Below are 23,791 nucleotides of genomic sequence, written 5' to 3'. Positions count from 1 at the left end.
AAGCTATCCATCAGTTTCAGGAACCTATCCAAAAAGCGAAAACATTGTTAATCATTGTTTTCGCTTTTTTTATTGAGCTTATAGTTTTTAACTCGATACTGTAAACTTTGTCGACGAATCCCCAAGGCAGCAGCTGTTTTGGAGATATTGCCTTGATGAAAATCCAATGCCTTTGAAATATAGTACTCCTCTACCTCTTTCATATAGACATCTAATGGTCGAATATCCTGTTGATTTTTAATGACAAACAAGTCACTCGTAGAAATCTCTTTTTCCGTCTCCTCACAAGAGCTTTGGATTTTCCATTTGAAATGCACTGGCAGCATATGTGATTCAACTATCGTCTCATTGGTGATCAATGAGGTTATTTCATCCAGCAGTACTTCTAATTCCTTTAAATTTCCTGGCCAATCATATTTTAAAAAGGTATCTCGCACTTCTTCTGAAAGCCCGTGAATAGATGAGCCAAAGCTATCACGATGTCTTTTGAAATAATCATCGATAAAAGGCATAATATCTTCTTTTCTTTCTCGTAAAGGAGGTACATAAATCGTAATACCCGAAAAAAGTCTGTAAAGCTTTTTGGATAGCTCATGCTTTTGAATCAAATCAATTGGATCTTTGCCAACACTAGCAATTAAAACATGCTGATGATTAGGATGATTATTAAAAAGTTCAACAATCTTTTCTTGTGCTTCTAGAGATAAATATTCAATGCGCTCAGCAAAGAAGGTTATTTTCTCCTTTTCCACAATATATTTTTCAAATTGCTTTAATACCGTTTTCTCATCTCGACGGCAAATTAAAGCAATAAACATATCATTTTGTACCTTTAGATCATGATGTATTCCCTCTGCAACCATATCAATCCCAGTACCTGATTCCCCTATTAACACAACAGGCATTCTACTTAGTGCCACAATTTTTGCTTTTTCAATGACATCCTTCATGACTGGTGATACAGCCGTGATGATGTCAAATGTCAATGGAGCGCCATACCTTCTCAATGGCTGATACATCATGTATTCAAGCTGTGTAATATCTCGGGCAAATTCCACAGCGCCTATTAAAGAGCCTTCATAGTGCAACGGATAAATATTGCTTATGTAGGTCACTTCTTGATTTTTTTTATTCCAATACGTTTTTTTTATATTGTGCACTGGCGTTTCAGAGCTGAGGACCTTATAAATATCGCTTTTTTCGATTTCAAAATCAATAATCTCTAAGGCTCGCCTCTCCTCAAATTCATCCTCATTAACGCCTTCTAATTCTCTCATTTTTTTATTGTATATAAGCAATTTGCCCTCTGTGTCTACCACACAAATTCCCATATCGCCTTTTTCAATGACGTATTTATAAATACTTAGTAGTACATTGTTATCCATTTTGTCCTCCTGTATTCCATTAAGCTTATTCTAACACCAATATGAAAAGCAGATGCAAAAATTAAAAAAGTTTTAAAAGTTTGAGTTGATTAATGCCAAATTATATTGCATTATATAATTAACACAATCTAAAAAGGTGCATAATCATTTGGCACTACTTATACCTGGGAGGAAACTGACATGATTCCATACAAACACGAACCATTCACAGATTTTTCACAAGAGGCAAACTACAATGCTTATGTAGAGGCTTTAAATAAAGTTGAAGGTTATTTAGGTCAAGACTACCCACTAATTATTGGTGGCGAGCGCATTACAACAGAAGATAAAATCGTTTCGTACAATCCTGCAAAGAAAACAGAAGTCATTGGTCGCGTTTCGAAAGCAAGCAAAGATTTAGCTGAAAAAGCGATGCAAGCGGCAGATGAAACATTCAAAACGTGGAAAAAAGTTGATCCAGCCATTCGTGCGGACGTTCTTTTCAAAGCGGCAGCGATTATCCGTCGTCGCAAACATGAATTCTCTGCATTATTAACAAAAGAAGCGGGGAAACCATGGGCAGAGGCTGATGCAGATACAGCGGAAGCAATCGACTTCCTAGAATACTATGGCCGCCAAATGCTACGCATTAAAAACGGTCAGCCAGTCGAAAGCCGTCCAGGTGAATACAACCGTTATGACTACATTCCATTAGGAATCGGTATTGTCATTTCTCCTTGGAACTTCCCATTTGCAATCATGGCTGGTACAACAGTAGCTGCTTTAGTAACAGGGAATACAGTGTTATTAAAACCAGCTTCTACAACGCCAGTTGTAGCGTATAAATTTATCGAAGTATTAGAAGAGGCTGGTCTTCCAGCAGGTGCGGTGAACTTCGTACCAGGTTCTGGTGCTGAAGTAGGTGACTACTTAGTCGATCATCCAAAAACACGCTTCATCAGCTTCACAGGTTCACGTGATGTTGGCTTACGTATCAACCAACGTGCATCTGTATTAAACGAAGGCCAAATTTGGATTAAACGTGTCATCGCTGAAATGGGCGGTAAAGATACAATCGTAGTGGATAAAGAAGCAGATTTAGAATTAGCTGCCCAATCCATCGTGAAATCAGCATTTGGTTTCTCAGGTCAAAAATGTTCAGCATGTTCGCGTGCTGTCATCGTAGAAGATGTGTATGAGCAAGTGGTAAATCGCGTAGAAGAGTTAACAAACGCTTTAACAGTGGGTGACCCAACTGATTACAGCAACTTCATGGCAACAGTAATTGACCAAGCAGCATTCAATAAAATTACAGAGTACATTGAAATCGGTAAAGGCGAAGGTCGTTTAGTAGCTGGTGGTACAGCAGACGATTCAGTCGGCTACTTCGTACAACCAACTGTGTTCGCGGACGTAGATCCTTCTGCTCGTATTATGAAGGAAGAAATCTTCGGACCAGTGGTAGCCATTGCAAAAGCAAAAGATTTCGACCATGCGATTGAAATTGCAAACGATACAGAATACGGTTTAACAGGCGCTGTTATCACAACAAACCGCATGAACCTAGAAAAAGCGCGTGAAGAATTCCATGTAGGAAACCTTTACTTCAACCGTGGCTGTACAGGTGCAATCGTTGGTTACCAACCATTTGGTGGCTTCAACATGTCAGGTACAGATTCAAAAGCAGGTGGCCCAGACTACCTACAGCTGCATATGCAAGCAAAAACAACTTCAGAAATGCTTTAATAATTATTTCAATAAAATGCCGTACATTGTTTCTTAGTAAGCAATGTACGGCATTATTTTTTTGGGGGTAACACAAACGACATATATAATAGAAGAAACTCATGTGAATTTCGGTTCACTTTTCTTCCCCTCTTTAAAACTAACCGTCACATCAAATTATAAAAGCATACTTATTGCCTATAAAACGCTGGTATATTTTATGGCATTTCTAACATTTGACCCTTATCTTGATTGTGTAACTTTGTTAAAATGATATCAGTTTAGGAGGGTAAAACTATGAAAAAACTATCAATTTTTATGTTACTCATGATGCTTGTTAGTCTAGTCATTTGGCAGCCTCAATCTGCCTATGCAGACGAGCTATCAGGACATATGCATGAAAGTGGTCTACGCTATTTAATTCAGAAAAATGCATTACTGAAGGATGCAAATGGAAGCTATCGTCCAAATGCTACGGTTACACGCGGTGAATTCGCCACATACATAGCAAAAGCATTAAATTTGGACACAAAGAACGAGATAACGTTTACAGATGTGTCAGACACATATTTATTTGCAAATGAAATTAAGCTTGCTGCTACTGCTGGAATTATTACTGGCTATACGGATGGCTCATTTAAACCAGATGACCGTATTTCAAGAGAGCATATGGCAGTTATGCTAATTAGAGCAGTTGATTATTTAAAAATACCAAAAGGTACTTCTTCTATTACCTTCAAAGACAATGCAACTATTTTTAAAGATTTCCGACAGGATGTTGCAATCGGTGCGCAATTAGGACTTATTAAAGGAAGCTCCAACGGCATGTTTTTACCTAGAGACAATGCCACAATTGGTGAGGCATCGACATTTATTCTACGGTTAATTCTTCTTGCTGATCAGGTTGACGCTGGTAAAAATGAAAACAATGGTAACTCCGAAAATAACGGTAATACCAATAATAATGGGAACAACAATAATAATGGTAATAACGGTCATACTACCGCCTATATCGTCAAAGAAGTTTCCAATGGTAACTTGGTAGACAAACAAACCTTTACTAGCTTTGAAGCAGCAGAAAAGGCGATGACGACTAGTTCCTTAGTGATTACTCAAAATGATAAAATTATTAAAATGACTTCAGGTTATGTTGTAACGAATAATTATGTTGCTCTAAATTCTGAAACGATTAAGGATCAAATCGCAGTTGCTGGTAATACAGAAATGGAATATCTAGGTAGCGATGCCACACAAGTAAAAGTACGCTTAGCTGGTCATACTGGCTATTTAAAGCAGGCTGACGTTACCTTAATTCCTTCTGCTTTAGTGAAAGGCCGTTCTTATTACACAAATGAGTACGGTGAAATAAAACATACCTTGTATGATTATAAAACTAATAAATATTCTGCTAGTTACGTGTATGGAAAGGCACCTAGCTTTATGAAGCAGGGTGAGAAATACTTTAGCTGGGATGGCATCAACTTTACCAATGCTGATGGTTCTTCAAAGGGAGAAGCCTATAACTACTATCAATTCTTACCAGCTCGTGCAACAACTCAATATACTGTAGAAGAGCTAGATCAATATATTGTGGGAAAATTAGCAGAGGTTGAAAGCTCAGGTGCTACGATTTATAAAAATGCCACAACTAAAAGTAAACTACTTGGTTTAGGTTCTGTATTAAAAGAAGTGGAAGCCAATTCTCATATCAATGCTATGCTTATTTTATCCTTAGCACAGCATGAGAGTGCCTATGGTATGAGTGATCACGCTCAAAATCTAAACAATCTATTTGGATTATATGTCTATGATACAAATCCATTAAACAAGAAGTTTGATAGTGTGGAAGCCAATATTAATGAGCTAGTTGAAAAATTCCTTCAGCCAAATTATATTACGCCAGGTGGACGCTATACGAATGGTGCAGTTGTTGGTTCTAAGGCTATCGGCTTTAACGTAAAATACGCTTCAGATCCATTCTGGGGCGCAAAAATTGCAGGACATTACTATCGTGCAGAAAAAGCTTTAGGCTTTAAAGATGCGAATAATCCTTATAAAATTGCTCTCACAACAACAGCTGGACTAAATGTTCGTGCAGATGCATCAACAAGTCAAAGTCCACTTTTCACATTTAGTAAAAGTAATATGCCTGTCATCGTTACAGATACAAGCTCAAATGGTTGGTATCAAGTTGTTTCCGATAAACTAAACACTGAACCTGGATATATAAGTAAGGATTATATTAAATTCATCAATACCGTGAAATAGCGTAAATGGCTGCCTCTTATAAAGGAGGCAGTCATTTACTTTTTTTGATAAAGTCACTAGCGGAAAAAGGCCGTTTCATAAGGCAGGAGGTTGATTTCCGTTCCGCCAGGTTCTCATCTGTGACGCTAGTGACGCTGGCTCCACTCCAATCATATGTGCAAATGTGTCTTTTCCTTATCTTTGCCGTAGCGATCAATTTAGCCCATTATTTGTATGATTAGAAAAATTTTATAGCTAATTTTATCAATTAGTTTGTCTTTCTCTTATGTGGGTATATAGAGAATAAGAAAAACGATCCCAAAGGCTCGTACACCTTTGGAATCGTCTCTTTAATCAATTATTGTTTTTTATAGTATTGCAAAATACCATTATAAATAGATTCTGCAAATAATTTAACGTATTGATCATTTGTCATTTTACTGTTATCCTCTGCATTCGTTAAGAAACCAAGTTCTACTAGAATAGACGGGATCACCATATTACGAATTACGTAGTATTGCTCTTGCTTGACACCACGATTTTTCATATTTAAATTGTTGACAATTTGATTATTAACATATGTCGCTAAATCAATGTCTTCCTGATACATATCTCCTGTAGATATTGCATAATATGTTTCAGTACCAGACGCTGACGTATTAGCAGCAGAGTTGACATGAACACTTACAAAAATTTCACCATAGTTTGCTTGAGTAAAGTCTACACGATCTTGTAAGGATGGATACGTATCACCAGTACGTGTCATATAAACTTTTGCACCAGCATTCTCTAGTAATTGTTTCACTTGTGTGCTGACTTTTAATGTAATGTTCTTTTCAGAAGCAGAGCCCTTTACTGTACCTGGATCTTTACCACCATGACCTGGGTCTAGGATGATAATACGATTTTGTAAAGGTTTAGCTGTTTGATTTAATAGTTTCAAATAAGACTTGTGAACATAGCCTGTTTGGCCATTATAGGTGATTTCTGCCCAGTAACCATTGATGTTATTAACTTGGACATACTCCCCTTTATTCAGCTTAAATAACACGGCTGATGTAGAGTTACTTTGACTGCGAACATTTAAATTAGCCACTGTGACTCTACCTAGCACATCACCAGAAGCTGGTGGCGTTGGATCTGGATTTGGATTCGGATTTGGATTTGGCTTTTCTTCTTCCACAATATCCGTAGTGCTATTCGCTACAATATAACCTGGTAAACCATTTACTTGTGTTAAATAGTAGCCACCAATTGTTTTGTAAACAGGAAGCTTTTCGTTCGCTTTAATCGATGAAATGACTTTTGCTGAAGATGTAGGCTTCACATATAAATTGACAGCATTTTTTGTCGTTACTTCTTTTTCGACTGTTCCTAACGCATTGCCATCTGCATCTACAAATTCTGCATATTGCTTATAGATATAGGCATATGCGCCTTTATAAGTAACCTTTAGCCAATTACTTTCAACAGCGTAGACTGATAATTTACCGCCTGTATTGACTTTGCCCACAATGTTCGTGCTTGAAGTAGAATCTTTTGTCTTACGGATGTTTAACCCATCTGTAGTGACCTTCACTAAGCCAATGACTTGTGATGTATCTGGAACTTGTACACCTTTTACAGGAAGCTCTAAGCGATATTTTTCACTGTTTGCACGTGCAACGAATAGTGAGAATTGGGAACGTGTTACAGTGCCATTCGGTAAATACGTATTACCTGTTCCGTTGGTAATGCCATTATAATAGATTGTATTGATGTATTTCACATATTCATGTGTGATTCCTACATCAGTAAAAGGTGAGTCGATCCCCTCATACTCACTAGTATCTAAATTAAAAGCCTTTGTTAATACATAACTCATTTCTCCACGAGTTAGAGGCTTATTTGGTAAGAATTGACCTTTTATATTTTTGTCGAAAAATCCTAGCTGTACAGCACGTTCTATATAACCTGACATTTCAGTGCCGACTGTCACATCTGAAAAGCTAGATTTATTTACCACTAATGGTTTATTACCAGAGGCAACAACAACCATTTTGGCTGCTTGTCCTCTTGTTACACTATTATTTGGGCCAAAGACTCTCTTACCATTCACAAAGTAACCTTGAATTACCCCCAAATTTACTAAATAATTGATTTCTTCATAGGCTGGGTGATTTTTAGTAACATCTTCAAATGTTATATTCGAATTGTTAGCTGCACTGACACTTGCACTATGTATCGTAAACATAGAAGCCGAAATGAATAAGACGCACAAGATAAGACTAATTTTTTTGATGTTCAATGTCTTATTTCCTCCCTTCTTGTTCTCTTAACGTGTCCATTTTAACAAAATTAGCTAAATAAAGCATCATACAATAGAACTGTTAAAATTTAATTTTCCAATTCACATCCTTTCCTACAAAATTATCATAAAAATAGAAGAGTCTGCTATTGCAAACCCTTCTTCCATTATACGCTATTCAAAAGATCATTTCTTGCAATCTATGACACAATTAAAGTGTTAACTTTATGAACTTATTGTTGGATTCTTTCAATAAAAACTTTTAATTGTTCGATTTTTAGTAATTCATCGGAACCGAAGCTACCGTCTCCGTCACCATTTGTAATGCCATTTGACGCTAGAGTAGAAACATATTCATTAGCCCAGCTCTTTTGAGGCACATCACTAAATGCTACACTTCCACCATTATTTTCAAGACCAAACGCTAACACTAATACTTTAGCAATTTGGGCACGCGTAATCGGTGAAGACGGGTTGAATTTACCATTTGCATCGCCTTCAAAGATACCTAATTTTGCTACAGCTGCAATAGCACCTGCATGCGCATATGTAGGTTTTACATCTACGAAACTAGTAGTAGTATCAGATGTATCTAAGTTTAAAGCTTTTGCAATTTGTACTGCTACCTCTGCACGAGAAGCATATACGGAAAAGTCAATAGCTGCTTGTTTTACTTCAGCTTGTTGTTGAGCATCAAATGTTGCCACACGTTTAGCACCTACATAACGATCGCCCCAATAATATGGGTCATTAACATTTGAGTAGCTTACACCTTGACCAGTTTGAGAGTGGATCATTTTACCATCACCTATGTATATCCCCACATGTGAAATACCACTACCACTTGTATTGAAAAATACTAAATCGCCAACTTGAAGATCACTTTTGGCAACTGCATTACCTTGTTGATATTGAGATCCTGACGTACGGTTTAATTGAATGCCTAAGTCTGAAAATACTTTAGAAGTAAAGCCAGAGCAATCAAAACCGCTAGTTGTAGTACCGCCATATTTATATGGAACACCTAAATATTTAGAAGCTGTATCAGTTAAATCTGCTTTAGACGCTGCTTCAGCAGTATTAATATTAGTAGTTGAAAATAACATAAATGATGCAAAAATCGGTAATAACCATTTCTTATTCATACTTTTGTTATACCCCTCTCAAAACTTTTTTGCCTATACATAGACTATCACAAAAGAGGCGAATGTTATTTTTCAATTGTGTAACGGTTTTAGACAGCAAAAAAACGCTGTAATACCAACGTTTGGCGGTATTTCCAGCGTTAAAAAGGGGATTTTTTTATCGTAATTTGGAACTTTCGTAACATTTCTGTAATATTAGCGATTCTTTGTTACACAACAACTTATTGACTAGAGAACATTTGGACCCAATAGTAATTTCCTTTGCTATCCTGTGCTATTGCAACACCTGTGTTCGTATAGTGCTCTTTTAAAATATTATCTCGATGGCTAGGTGAAGCCATCCATGCCTTAACAGCAATTTCAGGAGTTTTAATATTTCTAGCAATATTCTCTCCAAAACTTGTATAGTTGTAATCAAATAATGTCGCTAAATCCCAAGGTGCTCCATAAAATGGAGAAACGTGTTCAAAATAATGGCGATTTACCATGTCCTGTGCTTTGATAATGGCAATTTGTGTAAGTTCCGAATCATAAGCAACAGGTTCTAGCTTATTCTTCTGTCTTTCAACATTTATTAATTCAATCACCTTTTTTGACCACTCAGAAGAAAGGTTTACAGTTGGGATATAATCCTTTGCTAGATAGTCATAGGCTACTTCCAACGCCTTAATTTTTTGTTGAAAAGCCATGCTACGCTCAACAAATACAGCAAACTGCGCACGTGTTACCAATTGGTCAGGAGCAAAATGCTTAGCATCTACCCCACTAATAATGCCGATATCTGCTAAGGATTCGATATAATCTTTTGCCCAATGCGTACGTGTAATATCCGCAAATTGACTGTTATTTTTGCTATCTACCCTAAGTTGATACGCAAGAGCTAGCATTTTTGCCACCTGCATACGCTTTAAAGGCTCTTCTGGATGAAAGGCATCACTTTTTTGAATAACTCCCAGTTTAACAAGCTGGCAAATTTCCTTGTAATATGGATGCGTTGTAGGAACGTCCTTGAATTTTACAGGGTTCTCAATGTCAATGTTTGTTTGAAGGGATCGAGCAATGGCAGCAGCAGCCTCTGCCCTTGTAATAGCTTGCTCTGGCTTAAAAGTGTTGTCGTTATATGTAGTCATATATTGTTTTGTGAGCATATGTTGAATCGAAGCATTTGCCCAGTATGAATTTGTCACATCTACTGCCTTAGCAGACGCTGCTTCTACTTGACTAAAACTAGTTAAACTTCCTACGGTTGCAGCTATTGAAAGTACCATTATACTCAATAATTTTTTCAACAGGGCGACCTCCTCACGTTGGCAAAATAAAAATGTATGAATGGTACCTCCCCATCAAAGCGACCATTTATACTATAAGATACGAATTTCAGATGATATAGTTTCACTTTTTTGGAAATTAATATTAGGATTCATTTTTTCTTACTTATAAAAGGAGTTTTCCCGTTATATTCATTGGGAAAACTCCTTTTTTATCATACTATTGAATCATTTTAAGATAGTCTTCTAGAATGCGGTAATTATATACTAAGCCCTGTTGCTCAATGGACAAATTACTATAATCTTTTTGAGCTGCTAGCACTTTTTTCTCGAATGATGAGCTATCTGGATCAATATTGCCGATTGCTTGAACAACTTTGAGAACGGCAGCCACATCTTTTTCAGCCTGCTTTAAGACATCCTCATTAATGACCTGTCCTTTAATTTTAGAGTCCAATGCCTTATAGGCAGCAACGGCATTTGCCACATCTTCAATATACGTCGACGAGCTTGGAGACAGTCCCGCTATGATCTCCACAACCTTCTTCACATCAGCTAAACTTTTCTCTGCTTCGAGTAAAAGAGAATAATTGGAGATACGTTGTTTATCTGTCGTATTCAAACTATCATATTCTTTACGCGCCGCTTCCACCATGCCAAAGTAATATTTATCCTTTGGATTCAATTTAGCAATATTATTATAAACCTTGATAACATTATCTAGCGAAAGCAATAGCTGGTCGTTATAAACATAGCGACGTTGATCCGCATTAAGCTTATCATAGGCTTTTAAAATCTTTTGGTATTGGCTATTCATATCTTTTGCCGTTAGTAATCGATCGATATCTTCTACAATACTCATTACAGGCTTTATTAGCTTTTCCTGATCTTGTAGCACTTTATAATTTTGAACAGCCCGTTGCTGATCTTTTGGTAAAGCATTGTATGCAGCACGGATTTCTTGAATACGTTTCACATACTGCTTTGGATCAATGGACGGTAAGTCATTAATCATTTGCATAACATTTCCAGCACCTAAAATACTAGACTCAGCTGCTTGCAATAAGTAGTAGTTGGTCACGTATTGCTTCATATCGTCAGGTAGTGCATCGTAAAGTGAGCGTGCTCGTGATGTATCTTGAAGGAATGTGTTACTTGAAGATTTTAGTTTACTAATTAATTCCATCACACTAGAGACAGGCTCAAATTTTAAGAGAATATCAATATTATCGATGTATTTTTTTTGCTCCTTCGATAGTTTATCATACGCTTTACGTGCTGAGTTTACCTTACTAACAAAGCTTGTTGATTCTGGGTCTAATTCATTAATTTGAACCATCACACTTAAAATTGGTTTAACTGCTTTTTCACGAGTTGTTAAATCTTTAATATTCGTCACTAATTTCTTTTGGTTAGATGATAGCTTATCATATGCTACACGAGCATTCATCAGCTTCGTTAAGTAGTCTGCATCTTGCACTTCGGTTAAGTTAATTAGCTCGACTACACTCTGTGCTAACCCCTGTTCATTCTCTGCTGCTACCAGTGCATCATAGTTTACGATCGCTTGCTGCTTCTCTGCTGGCAAGGAATCATAAAGCTCGCGTGCTGTTTTCATATCTTGATAGAAAGTTTTACTCGTTGGTTTTAACGACGCAATAAGACCAATCAAGGAAGCAACATCCTCTACAGCAGTGAGATTAGCATAGTTTGTTACACGCTTTTGGGAAACTTGATCAAGTGCATTATAGGCTTTACGTGCATCAAGAACCCTTTTTGTATAATCCTTATTTGTTGGATTTAAGGCATCAATCATTTGAATCACCTTGATTACGGCCTTGTTATCCTTTTCATAGGAGCTTAACATTTTGGCTTGCTCCACTAGCTTCTGTGCGTTCTTATCCATTGCTTTATATTCTAATGTAAGTTCGGCTACCTTTTTGACAAATGTGTCAGGGCCTTCATTTGCTAAGGCTATAATACGGTCATCAAATGCTTTGGCCGTATTGATATAGCCTTGTGCGTTTGTTAGGTGAACATAATTGATGACCTCGTCTTGAAGTTTTGGCTCTATATTATTCAATGCGTTATAAGCACCCGTTGCCTTTTGCACATCATCTTTATAGGTCTTTTTTGAAGTATTTAAAGCATCAATTTGAACAATAACATCTATAACAGGTACTTTTTTACTCAAGCCCTTATAATTTAAAACAAACTCCTGATTAGCATTATCTAGTTTGGAGTAAGCCGTATAAGCTGATTTTGCTTTAGAAATATAGCTTTTAGAGGAAGGATCCAATTTTTCAAATTGAGAGATGACATTAACAACCGATTTATAGGATTTCTCTAAATCTGTTAGCTCTTTAATATTCGTTACGCGCTTTTTAGCTGTTGGTGATAACGCATTATAGTTTGCTCGTGCGGTTAATATTTTTTCAATAGCTATATTTTTATCTAGCAGATCAATTTCCTCTATAACTTCTTTTACCGCTTTTTCTTCATCAATTAAAGCATCTATTTTTACAATCAGCTGTGTTTTTAAATTATTAAGAGCTTCTTCATAGCCACTACCTTGTGCATCTAATTTATCTACTTGGTTTCTTATTGCGGCAAGCTGTGCGCTGTAATCTGCTGAAGGTTTTAATGTATGGATTGTTTTTGATAGATCAGCGTATTTTTGAAACAGTGTTAGTTTTGCAGCTCCTTGCACTAACGCTTTATCATTTTCATTTAACTTGTTAAAGGCAGTCCAGGCAGAGAGTGTCTTACTTTCAAAAGTTTTTTCAGCTGGATTTAAGCTATCAATTAACTTATCTACCTTTAACGCAGCACCTAAATTTTTCTCCCACGCTGTCAGCTCGGCTAAATTACTGACGATTTTTTTTACATTGCTTGGATTGATTGTTATTCCAGTTGGAGCAGGTGGATTATCATAAGCTGCACGTGCTGCTTTAATGGCAGCTACTTTTTCACTGTCTGCTTTAGGCTCAATCAATTTTATAAGGGCTTCGATACTTTCAGCCACAGTAATATTGTCAATTGATGATTGTAATTCACTCGCATTTTTAACAAATTCTTTATTAATTGTTAGGCCGTTGTATTTTGTTTTTAGCTCATTAACTGCAATACGATAAGCGTCATCTTTGGATACACGTAATGTAGAAATGCTTTTCGAAATATTGGCCGCCTGACGATATTGTTCGATGCTCTTATATTCTGTTTCTACTAAATTTTTAGACGCTGCATCCAGATTATTGTAGGCTTTATCAATTGCTGCTACCGCATTAATTAAGCTTGATGCTGAAGTGAAATCTGCTGGCTGTTTGCCTTTTAGCTCGGCAATACTAGAAGTCACTTTTTCTAGAGCAGACAAACCTGCTAATGCATCCTTATACTTTTTAAAAGGTGTAACCTTATCATCATTTGGATTGTACGCTTCAATTACTTTCTTTTGCTCTGTTGTCAACCCATTATAATTCGCTGTAAAACTATTTATTTTAGGCAAAACAGCTGAGTAATCTGAGGATTTTTCCAATAACTCAACTAACAGAACTAATTCTGTAGCTACTCCTTCTGCTTTAGTCGCATCCACTTTTAACTTATTTAATTTGTCAACATCCATTCCCTTGCCTTTAAAGTAGGCATTGCGTTCTGCATCAGTATAGCCGTATTGTAAAGAAGTGCCGCGAATTGTACTGGCAATGTCTTTTGCATTATTCACTAGCGCCTCATTGACAGCTGCTTCAAATTCCTTTTGAACAGTTACATACGCTTTTAGATTATCCGTGCCAATATTTAAAAAGTTATCATATTTCCTATCGTATGCGGCTACCTCTGCAATAAATGTTTTACTTGTAAACGAGATTCCCGTCATTTCTTTTCCTAATTTTTGTAGCTCACTTAATAAGCTACGCTGCTCCTCCACATAGCGATACTTCGCTTCAATAAATGCAACTTCGTGTTCATTAAAGCCTGCTGCACTTAAAACTTGAAGATCTCCTTTTGCAATGACCATGTCATCAGCCGATGAGTTCTCTGACAGCTTACCAAATTGAGCAATAAGCTGCTCTCTTGTCGTGGCAGCCGCTACCTCATTCATATAGGCAACTTGCTCTGTATGTGTTGTGACGCGAGATTGTGCATCATTTTCCTGTGCGTTCGCTATAGCCGTAGGTGCCAATAAAAGACCCGTTATGACCCCTGCTGTCAATTTTCGATTCAATCGAACCACCCTTTCATCGTTTATGTATAGGAAAATGATTGTATTCATTTTCATTTAGAATTTATGACTTTAGTATCGGTGTAAATTGCTTGATTTCAAGCCATTCTAATATATTTACAAAATGAGACATATCAAAAGTAATTTTTCTAAATTACTAGCTAGAAAAACAGGAAGTTATTTCAATTATACTATACAATGGTGTTATATGAGGTTTTCACCAATCGACATATAATAAGAAAATATGTTTTTTCGAATTTATTGGAAAAAAACAGCTTTTTTCATATGTCATAATATCTTTACAAGGTGTATACTACAACTTTGATATCCTATTTTGGAAGAAAGGACGCTGTTTTATGTTTTACCATTATAAGTTCTGGCATAGCTTAAAAAATCCTACCTACTTTACTAGCATCGTAGAGGAAGGCGAGGTCATCGGATATAAAAAACGAGTACTAACGGTGTTCATTCTTTTCATCCTGTTGTTTGCTGCTCGCGAATATTGGGGAATGGGGACAGAAAATTTAACATCCTTATTCGCAATGGATTTACAAAATGAATACTATGTAGCACGTATCCTTTCGATGCTTGGTGCCGTTTTATGGGCAATCGTCTATTTTTGCTTCCACTATTATGGTGTTACCTATCTATTACATCTATTAACGGACATTCCTTATAATTGGATAAAAAAAGTCCAGCTTTATGTTGTAGCCTTTCTATTAATTGAAAAAGCAATCCTCTTTGCTGTTTTCTATGCAGTAGGCTATACAACCATGTTTTCTTTCTTCTCCTTAGCTCCTGCTGCCCTACAGGTGATTGAAACAGATTTCGTGTTATTTACCCTCAATCAATTGACGGTAACAACGGTTTTAATCACTATTGTACAGTATCTCTTCTTATCAAAATGGGAGGAAGAAGCTAGTAGAAAAATGTTAGTAGTCAAATTGATTGGAGTACAGCTATTTATGGCCATATTTGTTGGTTTGATTAGTGTACTACCAATTAAAGAATGGATTGCTAGGGGGTTAGGATGATGGCATTTCTCAAAACAAGACCATGGACAACTACGACCATCGTGTTAGCAATGCTAGTAATCGGCATAAATGCTTATTTTGTCTTTAAAGATAATAGCAACGTGACACGATCCTACTTTATCGATGAATTTCAAAAAGCTTATATCGGCACGAATACAGAGCGTCTTCATAAGGAAACGATTGTAGCACCTGCTGAGACATACACGATTACTGCTGATGCAACTAACTTATCAGCTGTGAATGTAAAGCGTGGCCAAGAAGTGATGATGAATGATGTACTTGCTACCTATAAAACGGATGAGGTGGATGAGGCGTTAACAAAGCTTGAATCTGAACGCACTGCCTATGAAACAGAATTACAAGATTTACAGGATGCACTTGATCAAATTGAGGATGAATATGGAGACGATTCAAATCCAAAAAGCTCCATTAATACGGATCAAATCAATGACAAGCTATCTGTAACGCTAAAATTAGAGCTTGCTCAACAAAATTCAGCATCTACAGCAGTTGCCCTGTTAAATCGACATATTGCTGAAACAAATCGTCAAATTGCGTTACTTGAAGCCCAAATTACACAAATTCAATCTCGTCAGGGTATTATCAGCCCTATTGATGGTGTGGTGGCAGCGATTAAGGAAGAAGCTGGTGCGCTAACTTTTGAAATCTATTCGAATGAAAAAGCAATGTATGCCTATTTATCAGAAAAGGAATGGCAAAAGGTGGAGGAAGGACAAACTGTAGATTTCAAGGTGAAGCATGTCAAGGATGATCTATCTGGCATCGTATTAGATAAACAAACGATTGCTACTGACGATCAGACAGTTTGGGCAAATGAGCTAGCTAAAACGGCTGCCTTGCCACAACCAACTAATTATGAAGTGACCTTACAGCAGGATGCCCCACTTGAGGACATTCCATTTTCAACAACTGGCAAAGCCTCTATTATTGTTAACGAAGCATTCGATTCTTATAAAGTCGATAAATCGTGGCTAGCTACAGCTAAAAAAGGGAACAAAAAATTGTATATCATCAATCAGGACGGTAAAATACAGCTAATTGATGTCAATGTGCAATTTAAAACGGCTAAGTCAGCTATCTTTATGGATTATCTTGATGAAGGTACGCCAATGCTTTCGAATGAGAAACGTAATCTCGAAGCCTATACCTTCAGAACATTACCTGTTGAGAAAATACATTGGAGCCATTTTAAAGAGCTAACTTGGAAGCAATATGTGAAATATATCGTTTTCTAATCTAAAACCGCCTCGTCCTTTTATGGACAAGGCGGTTTTTTTGTTAGAAAAGAAGATAACACTAAAAAAACATTTAGCAAAGCGAGCGATGGGTTGATTTCCGTGCCGCCAGCGTCCTTTCCAGGGGGCGTCCGATGAGCCGCTTCACTCACTTACGTTCGCTCCAGGGTCTCATCTATGACGCTCAATCCCCTAGGAGTGTCGCTGACTCCACTCCAATCAACCTCTTTGAAAATGTGTCTTTCCTTTTCTTTCATACTAACAGTAGTGAAAAATGGGGAGAAATGTTGAGTGACAGCACTCCTCAATAAAATGATTAGTGAAAACCTTTATAAAAAGTTTTGGGTTGTTGTGCTTTTCGCTAGCTCACAGGTAAGCAAGCAACGGATATCCACTTCACCTTTCACAAAAATTCTGTTAATTGTTTTGTTTTTCAAGACAACATAAAGAATCCTCTGTAGCTGTTACAGAGGATTTGTCTTCTTTATTTTAATGATAAACATCTATTTAAGAAGCTTGCAAATTGAGCACGTGTAATTTGTGCATCTGGTCTAAATGTGTTATCTGGGAAGCCGCCAGTTAAATCATTTGCGACAAGTGCTTGGATATGGCTGTACGCCCAATGTGTTGATTTCACATCTGAGAAGCTTACTTTGCTTGTACCTGTTAATTTATAGGCCCTTGTTAAAATGGCAGACATTTCAGCACGTGAAAGCTGTCCGTTTGGATTAAACTTCCCTGCCTCTTGCCCTTTAATAATGCCAGCCTGCTCAACTGCGGCAATGGCACTGTATGCATAATGGCTCTTACTCACATCTTTAAAGCTGGAATCCTTCGTTGTAGTTAGATTTAAAGCCCTAGCGATGATCGTAGCTGCCTCTGCACGTGTAATGGATGCCTCAGGTTTGAACGTTCCATTTGAGTATCCTTTAATAAGAGATTGATCGTATAAGCTTTGGATTTCGGAAAATGCCCAATGCCCTTTTGTTACATCTGTATAAACTAATTCCACATGATTGTCTTTATATACTGCTTGTAATTGATCGAAATACAGCTGACCTTTCTTTTGAAGAGAAGCTGTTGGCTGAGCAACATACAAACGTTCGAATTTTAGTGGCTGTGGTAGATCACTTGGAATATCTGCCGTCACGTACTTCCAACCACTCCAGTCTAAACCGCCCTGACTTGTGAAATCAATTGTATGCTTAGCTCCAGCACCATCAATCACAACGCCTCTTAGCCAATGCTTACCAGCATCGCCAAATACCCAAAGACCGATATTTTTAGGCTGCCCTGAAATAGCAATTGGTGTTTTCGCAACCATATAGGCTGCTTTTGTGCCTGTGCCTGCTGTTGTAAAATCATAGTTTACTTGTAAGCTAGCAGTTCCCTGTCTAGCATACTCTTTAGAGCTTGCTAATGAAGCATTGGCTTTCGCTGTTTCTGTTGTCCAAGAAGAAGTATTATCAAAGCTATCTAGTACAATTGGTTTCTCTGCTAGATCTACTACTTTCACAGCCGCAGACGTACGAATTCCTTCATACTCCCCAATAATTTTCCCTTCACCCTTTTGTGTTGCTGTGAAGGTTGCACCGTCCATTTTGCCGATATTTCCTTCAACTGTCCAGTTCATATTTGCTGGGTTGATGGTCATTGGATTCAAGTATTGATCATAAGCCCTTGCAACTTGCATATCTACAGAAGATCCTTTCATTACTTGACCAACACTACTTAACGTAATTGATTTTACTTTCCCTGGTGGCGCTGTATTCACTACCTGTAAAATGGCAGATACACGACGTTCACTACCTTCTGACGGTCTATTCACTAAATTAGCGAAATAACCTCCTGGATTACGCACCACCATTGCTGTAGAGCCGCCTCCATCTAGATTAATAGCCGAAGAAGCACCCACTGAAATTAAATGAGCAGCTAAATCCGATAAATTAACACCATTACTATGACCACTTATGCGACCATCAATCGTCACAAGAGATACCTTTGTACCTGTAGCATCTATAGCTACTGCTGTACGCGGACTACGTGTAGAAGCAAACCCTGAATTCGTTGGCATAGAAATATCCACTTTGCCGTTACGCACAAGCATTGGTCCAGCAGCTAAAATGAACTGTGCATCCATCCATTTTTGATCGATCGATAAGCTGACATCCACGCTTGTACCTGCTGGAATGCTACTTAATTCAGCGGCTAACTCTTTATTTTGTACAGAGATAACAAAGCCATCTGCTGGTACAGAAGAGTTACCTTCTGCTCCATAGGCTGTTACATGAGATACTGTACCTGAGAACTGATCACCAAAATGCAGGGTACTTGTATCTTGGCTAGCGCCTGACACAACAAGTTCTACACCCCATGTATTTGTCCCTGTTGATCTTTTTTCCGGTGTATATAAAACGTTTTTATTTGTTCCTCGTTCACTATTAATAAGATCAATAGGATAGCTTTTGCCATTCACTTGGAAAGTTAGATTCGTAGAATAATAATCTGCAATCGCTTTCCCTGATTTCGATAAACCAAATGCAACTGGCTTTTGTGTTGGGCTATCATATGTATCTCCCAAAATACCATAGTTCACAATTTCATTGTTTTCTGCTAACAAGTTCGCAGGCATACCATTTCCTAAAAAGTAAGAGGCATTGACAGCCCCAACAACACGATGCCCATCAACTGTGTTTTGCTTAGCCATCGCTGATGTTGTTTTTAATGAATTAATAGGATTTGGCATACCAATTTCTAGTTTTGTGTATGTATTATTTAAATTAACATCTAAAACATTTACAAACTGACGTATCGAACCTGACGTATAGTTTTGCTGTGAATGTATTACCTGTGGTGAAACCTCTGTTTTAACTTCACTGACTTTATTGCCTAAACCAGCAGCTTGTCCATTGATGGGGCTAACTGTTAGTGTAAGCATGAAAAGGACTACAATAATCGTTATTAGTTTTCTTGCCATTTTTCACTCCGAATTAATTCAAAGTATGGCACGTACCAAGTCACATGGCCCGTGCCAGTGACTTTTTTATTTTGTTTCTACATAGATTGCTACTGGAAGGTTGACACCACCAGCATGCATTAGCTCTAATTCAATCGTGTCTTTCGAGCCCTTCATCTTAAAATCTGGTAATTCAACATACTCTGCCCCGACTCTTAAAGAAGGCACTAAATACACTTTGCCATTCACCTTAATCGCTCCGCTGTATAAACCTCCTCGACCAGCCAACTTCAGCTTAATCGTTTTTGTAGAGCCTGTTGGATTGACAACAGGAATAGATACTTTATAGTTCATACCGAAGTGACCTGGGTTCCCAACCGCTCCATTGATTTGAGAAAGTGAATTTTCAGCCGTTTGAAGATGGTCTGTACGGCCATTGGAAATGTTATAGCCTACTTCAGGCGAATCTACAGTATAGGCTGGTAGCTCTGCTAGAATTGAAGCACTTGGCCACGCACCTCTTGGGTGTTTCGCATACTCATCAACCGCAACCTGGTCCGAATGGATGGTTGTTAAATCCGTATTATCCTTTGAAAGCACTGTACGTATTGTATATTCTGGCTTTCCACCATTGACTGCTTGAATATCTAAATCATGTAAAAAACCAATAATATAATCATAGTGTAGGTCATATGTTTCAATTAGCTTCGTTTCACCTGGTGCGATAACAATGCCACTACTCTCTGATTTTTTTAGTTTATTATTTAATTCAGCATCAGCAATTGTTAAACCAATATCATGACCTACCCAGCTATTACCTGTTTTTTGGTTAATGCCTTTCGAATCAGTCACTTTAATGCTCTCTGTCATAGACTTGTTTTGAACAGTAATACCAATATTGACATCTGTTCCTAGCGTGTTATAGTGCCAGCCAAAGACACGGTGCTTGTTCATTGCTTTCGTTGGCTTCACGTCGTATTGTGCAAGTGTTACATTATTTATTGGTACAAGTTTACGTGTTAATGTTTCTGGATTATCACTAATAAATAGATCACGATCCCCTTCTAAACGAGCAGAAGGAATAACCTCTGGCGATGACGTAGTGCCGTATGATTTTTCAAGGAAAGAGCTTGTATACATATAACGATATACATAAATATACATTTCTTTTTTTTCTGTGATATAACGCAAATTCCCGCCTAATGCATCCACAAGAAACTTAGCAGGAACATACATTTTGCCTTTTTGTATAAATGGCTTTTCGATCATTGTCACTGCCTCATTGTTAATCAAAGCCTGATTGCTGTTATCATTGAAAATAAAACTCATACCACCAATTAGCAATTCAAAGGAACCATCAGGTTGCCAAGTGCCAGATGAATCATCTAAATAATCATAAATATAGCTAGCAGGTAGATATGTTCTTCCATCCTTTGTAACAATCGGATCTTTCATGACAATACGTTTGTTATTGATATGTAAGATATATGGGTCTTCCTGTGGTGGTGCTGTTGTTTCATCTGATAATGTAATATCTACCGATTGAGTAGTCTCATCCCAATTAACAACACCATCAAAGTTTTCGCTGACGAAACGTAATGGCATGTAGGTACGATCCTTATACATAAATGGCGCAACATCCATTGCAACCTCTTGACCATCTACTAAAGCCGTATTCGAATCGATCGTTAAATCAACCATCTTACCATTGCGAATCGCTGATGCCGTCAACGTTTCCTTATCCCAATCCACACTTGCACCAACCGCTTCATACAATGCACGCATTGGTAATAATAAGAAATCCGATTTATTTAAAATAGGATCATTGACTTGAATCGTCTCTCCATTAATCGTAATCGAAACATTGTTTTTTATCTGAATTCCATTGTTACTAGTAGCTGATGCAGACGCTTGTCCTGGCAAAATCGTAGCCAACGCAACTGCTGATACAATACATGTAGTCTTTAGTTTTCTAAACATCTCAATCTCCTTTTTTCCTCTTAAAATCGTCTCTACCATCTTAACATGAACAAAGCCCAAAATGTGGGATTTTTATCGAATAAAGTAGAATTCGGTACTAGAGTGCTAGCCTTTCTCCTTCAAAAGCTTCATATGGAACAAATGATATTCTAAAATACCATGATTATTTTCTATTAAACTTATTTTGGTTGCTTTCACACTATTAGTACATCCCTTTAAAGTAGACTTGTCATAGCCTCAAAAAGTTACATAATTATTAATTTCCTTTTAAGAAATTGAACAATTGCGACGTATTGCAGTGTTTGAAATACCATCTTCTGAATACTTCAAACGAATGTAAACTACAAGCTTGTACCATAAAAAAATAAGAGCTTCGTGACGCATTTGGCCACGAAACTCTTATTTTCTTCTCTCTTAATTCAATCATTTTTGATAGTTAAATTGTAAATGGATGCCTTTATCTAACGTTTGATTATTTGCGTTTTTCAATTTGGAATTGATGACAAGCGTGTAGGGGATACCTTCTATATAATTGTTTGTTGGCGTCACTGTTATTTTTTTGCCATCTATTCGAACAGAAATATCTATTGGATCGCCAAACATATCAAGTAATACAATGTGCTTTAAGTTTTCAGGTGTGTTTAACACTTCTTGGCTTAACTGAATTGTCCAAGGCTTCTTTACATCATTCACCTTCGGCACAGATATCCAAGCTGTTGTGTCATTAAAGGTAAGTGACTCCATTTTTTGATACTTCTCTTGTATGAGCTTAATGCGCTGCTGTACTCCATCTGAAAGTCGGGATTGCTCAGATTGCGGGAGATCACCAAATAATGAAAATAATTGCTCTGCCTTCATTTTAAAATCTTTGCTGAGAAATACGATTTGATTCGTCAATTCTGTAACTTGGTTAATTTTCGTATCATCAATAGGATTCTCTTGTAGACTTTCACGATAGATTTCAACATTGTTATTATAAGCTACTAAATCGCTATCCTCACGTGTTATCTTTGTCACTCGTTTGTTTGCAAGCATCGTACTATTTAAGCCATTAGCCTTCATTTTATAGAGATATCCACCATTTGAATAGTTACTAAAATATAACCAATCATTTGCATAAAACAAATGTTGTACACGGGTATCAGATACCTTCTCTTCTTGTAAATTCATATTCCCTAAATCGATCTTATATAATTTTTGATTGTCAGCGCCATTTGGATAATATAAAACTTTATTAATTTGTATTGGGCTTTCTACATTTCTCATTGCCACAAAACGCTCACTTGTTGCACTTGGATAGCCTAAATCATCAATTTGATGGTCTTGGAAAATAGCATTATCCGAGATTAAAAAGTATTTATAGCTAACATAATCAGACATATCTCCCGCACTTCCGGAGAATACTGGATCATTCCAAGTTGTATCTAGATGATACCATTGACCATCTACCTTTACGATATTCCATGCATGTGCCTCACCAGCCCAGCCAGTAACATAGCGTACTTCCATTCCAGCCTCTTGCAATAAACGATAGGCTAGTAGTGCGTATGCCTGACATACCCCTTTCCCTTCATTAAGAATGGCATAGGCTGCATGCGGTGTTGTCGATGAATTATAGGAGTATGTTGAATTTAATACAATATAATCATTGATAGCCTTTACTTTTTCAAAATCAGACATTGATGGATTAATTTCTTTTTGTACAATCCGTCTCACCTCTGACTGAATAAAGGCCTCCTGCTCTGATGTCGTATGATAGTTGAAATTTATACTAATGACAACATTATTAGCAGTACCCTTATAGCCATATTTCCAACTTGCAACTGTTCCATTTAAATAATCATTGTTGCGTAGGTTGTTTTTTATGATGCCATTAATTTGTTCCATAATGATTGAGCTATCGCCTGTGTATTGGATAGACACATTTGTCTGAAATTGATTCATTCCACTCTCAATAAGTGCGCTAAGTTCCTGAACTGTCGAAGCTGTTAAAGTCGGTACACTTTCAGCTAATACTTGTATATCGCTATAAGCATTCACGCCATTCATGTCGGGGTTGGCGATTACTTCACTTTCTTCATTAACCCAATCCTGATTTTCCGCAAGACTCTCTATTGGATGAACAACTGATACTGCTACAATTGGGACAGTCATAAAGGCAGACAGTGCTAATTTTCGTTTGTTCAATGGAAGATCCTCCCTTAAGTTATAAAACTAAATTTTCCGAATTTATTAAATGATTAATCTATCTATTAATACTTTTATTATCGGTAAATCGATTAAGTAATTAAAATGATTCACCAGCTTATT

The 23,791-nt window shown here is 37.2% G+C and carries 12 protein-coding genes; 4 read left to right on the top strand and 8 right to left on the bottom strand.

Annotation, left to right across the window (positions count from 1 at the left end; translation table 11 throughout):
* Positions 1-47: 47 nt before the first annotated feature.
* Positions 48-1,385 carry an AAA-type ATPase lid domain-containing protein gene (locus EW028_RS10485; protein ID WP_131520826.1) on the bottom strand — a complete coding sequence of 446 codons (1,338 nt, stop codon included), beginning with the start codon at positions 1,383-1,385 and terminating at the stop codon, positions 48-50.
* A 180-nt stretch (positions 1,386-1,565) separates the two neighbouring features.
* Between EW028_RS10485 and pruA the strand changes: the two genes are divergently transcribed.
* Both pruA and EW028_RS10475 read left to right on the top strand, forming a co-directional pair.
* A complete protein-coding gene (gene pruA / locus EW028_RS10480) occupies positions 1,566-3,110 on the top strand; it encodes an L-glutamate gamma-semialdehyde dehydrogenase (RefSeq protein WP_131520825.1) in 1,545 nt (514 codons plus the stop codon).
* 276 nt (positions 3,111-3,386) lie between these two features.
* Positions 3,387-5,357 carry an S-layer homology domain-containing protein gene (locus EW028_RS10475; RefSeq protein WP_131520824.1) on the top strand — a complete coding sequence of 657 codons (1,971 nt, stop codon included), beginning with the start codon at positions 3,387-3,389 and terminating at the stop codon, positions 5,355-5,357.
* Positions 5,358-5,694: 337 nt separating this feature from the next.
* On the opposite strand, the gene EW028_RS10470 is transcribed toward EW028_RS10475, so the two are convergent.
* The 4 genes from EW028_RS10470 to EW028_RS10455 all read right to left on the bottom strand — a co-directional run bounded on the left by EW028_RS10470 (position 5,695) and on the right by EW028_RS10455 (position 14,267).
* Entirely contained in the window at positions 5,695-7,623 is a 1,929-nt protein-coding gene (locus EW028_RS10470) for an N-acetylmuramoyl-L-alanine amidase (RefSeq protein ID WP_131520823.1), read from the bottom strand.
* A gap of 233 nt (positions 7,624-7,856) precedes the next feature.
* Positions 7,857-8,768 (bottom strand): C40 family peptidase, encoded by a 912-nt coding sequence (locus tag EW028_RS10465; protein ID WP_131520822.1) that lies wholly within the window; start codon positions 8,766-8,768, stop codon positions 7,857-7,859.
* A gap of 221 nt (positions 8,769-8,989) precedes the next feature.
* Positions 8,990-10,057: a CAP and S-layer homology domain-containing protein gene (locus tag EW028_RS10460; RefSeq protein ID WP_131520821.1), complete on the bottom strand. Its 1,068-nt coding sequence runs from the start codon at positions 10,055-10,057 to the stop codon at positions 8,990-8,992.
* Between the two features lie 199 nt (positions 10,058-10,256).
* Complete coding sequence (locus tag EW028_RS10455; protein WP_227744928.1) at positions 10,257-14,267, bottom strand: cell wall-binding protein; 4,011 nt, start codon at positions 14,265-14,267, stop codon at positions 10,257-10,259.
* Positions 14,268-14,611: 344 nt separating this feature from the next.
* Here EW028_RS10455 and EW028_RS10450 point away from each other — a divergent pair, with 344 nt between their 5' ends.
* Both EW028_RS10450 and EW028_RS10445 read left to right on the top strand, forming a co-directional pair.
* Complete coding sequence (locus EW028_RS10450; RefSeq protein ID WP_131520819.1) at positions 14,612-15,289, top strand: hypothetical protein; 678 nt, start codon at positions 14,612-14,614, stop codon at positions 15,287-15,289.
* Entirely contained in the window at positions 15,289-16,545 is a 1,257-nt protein-coding gene (locus EW028_RS10445; RefSeq protein ID WP_131520818.1) for an HlyD family secretion protein, read from the top strand. The genes EW028_RS10450 and EW028_RS10445 overlap by 1 nt, the downstream gene beginning before the upstream one ends.
* A gap of 484 nt (positions 16,546-17,029) precedes the next feature.
* Here EW028_RS10445 and EW028_RS10440 read toward each other — a convergent pair whose 3' ends face one another.
* The 3 genes from EW028_RS10440 to EW028_RS10430 form a co-directional block, all read right to left on the bottom strand.
* On the bottom strand, positions 17,030-19,522 hold the full coding sequence (locus EW028_RS10440) for an S-layer homology domain-containing protein (protein ID WP_131520817.1): 2,493 nt from the start codon (positions 19,520-19,522) through the stop codon (positions 17,030-17,032).
* 66 nt (positions 19,523-19,588) lie between these two features.
* Positions 19,589-21,481, bottom strand: a complete 1,893-nt coding sequence (locus tag EW028_RS10435; protein ID WP_131520816.1) for a stalk domain-containing protein — start codon at positions 21,479-21,481, stop codon at positions 19,589-19,591.
* Between the two features lie 423 nt (positions 21,482-21,904).
* Positions 21,905-23,668 carry a transglutaminase domain-containing protein gene (locus EW028_RS10430; protein ID WP_131520815.1) on the bottom strand — a complete coding sequence of 588 codons (1,764 nt, stop codon included), beginning with the start codon at positions 23,666-23,668 and terminating at the stop codon, positions 21,905-21,907.
* Positions 23,669-23,791: the final 123 nt, after the last annotated feature.

Origin of the sequence: Lysinibacillus sp. OL1 (assembly GCF_004332175.1) — a bacterium.
Taxonomy (GTDB): Bacteria; Bacillota; Bacilli; order Bacillales_A; family Planococcaceae; genus Lysinibacillus; species Lysinibacillus capsici.
The sequence above is the reverse complement of the archived record's forward strand: the minus strand, read 5'-3'. Positions and strand labels throughout refer to the sequence as shown.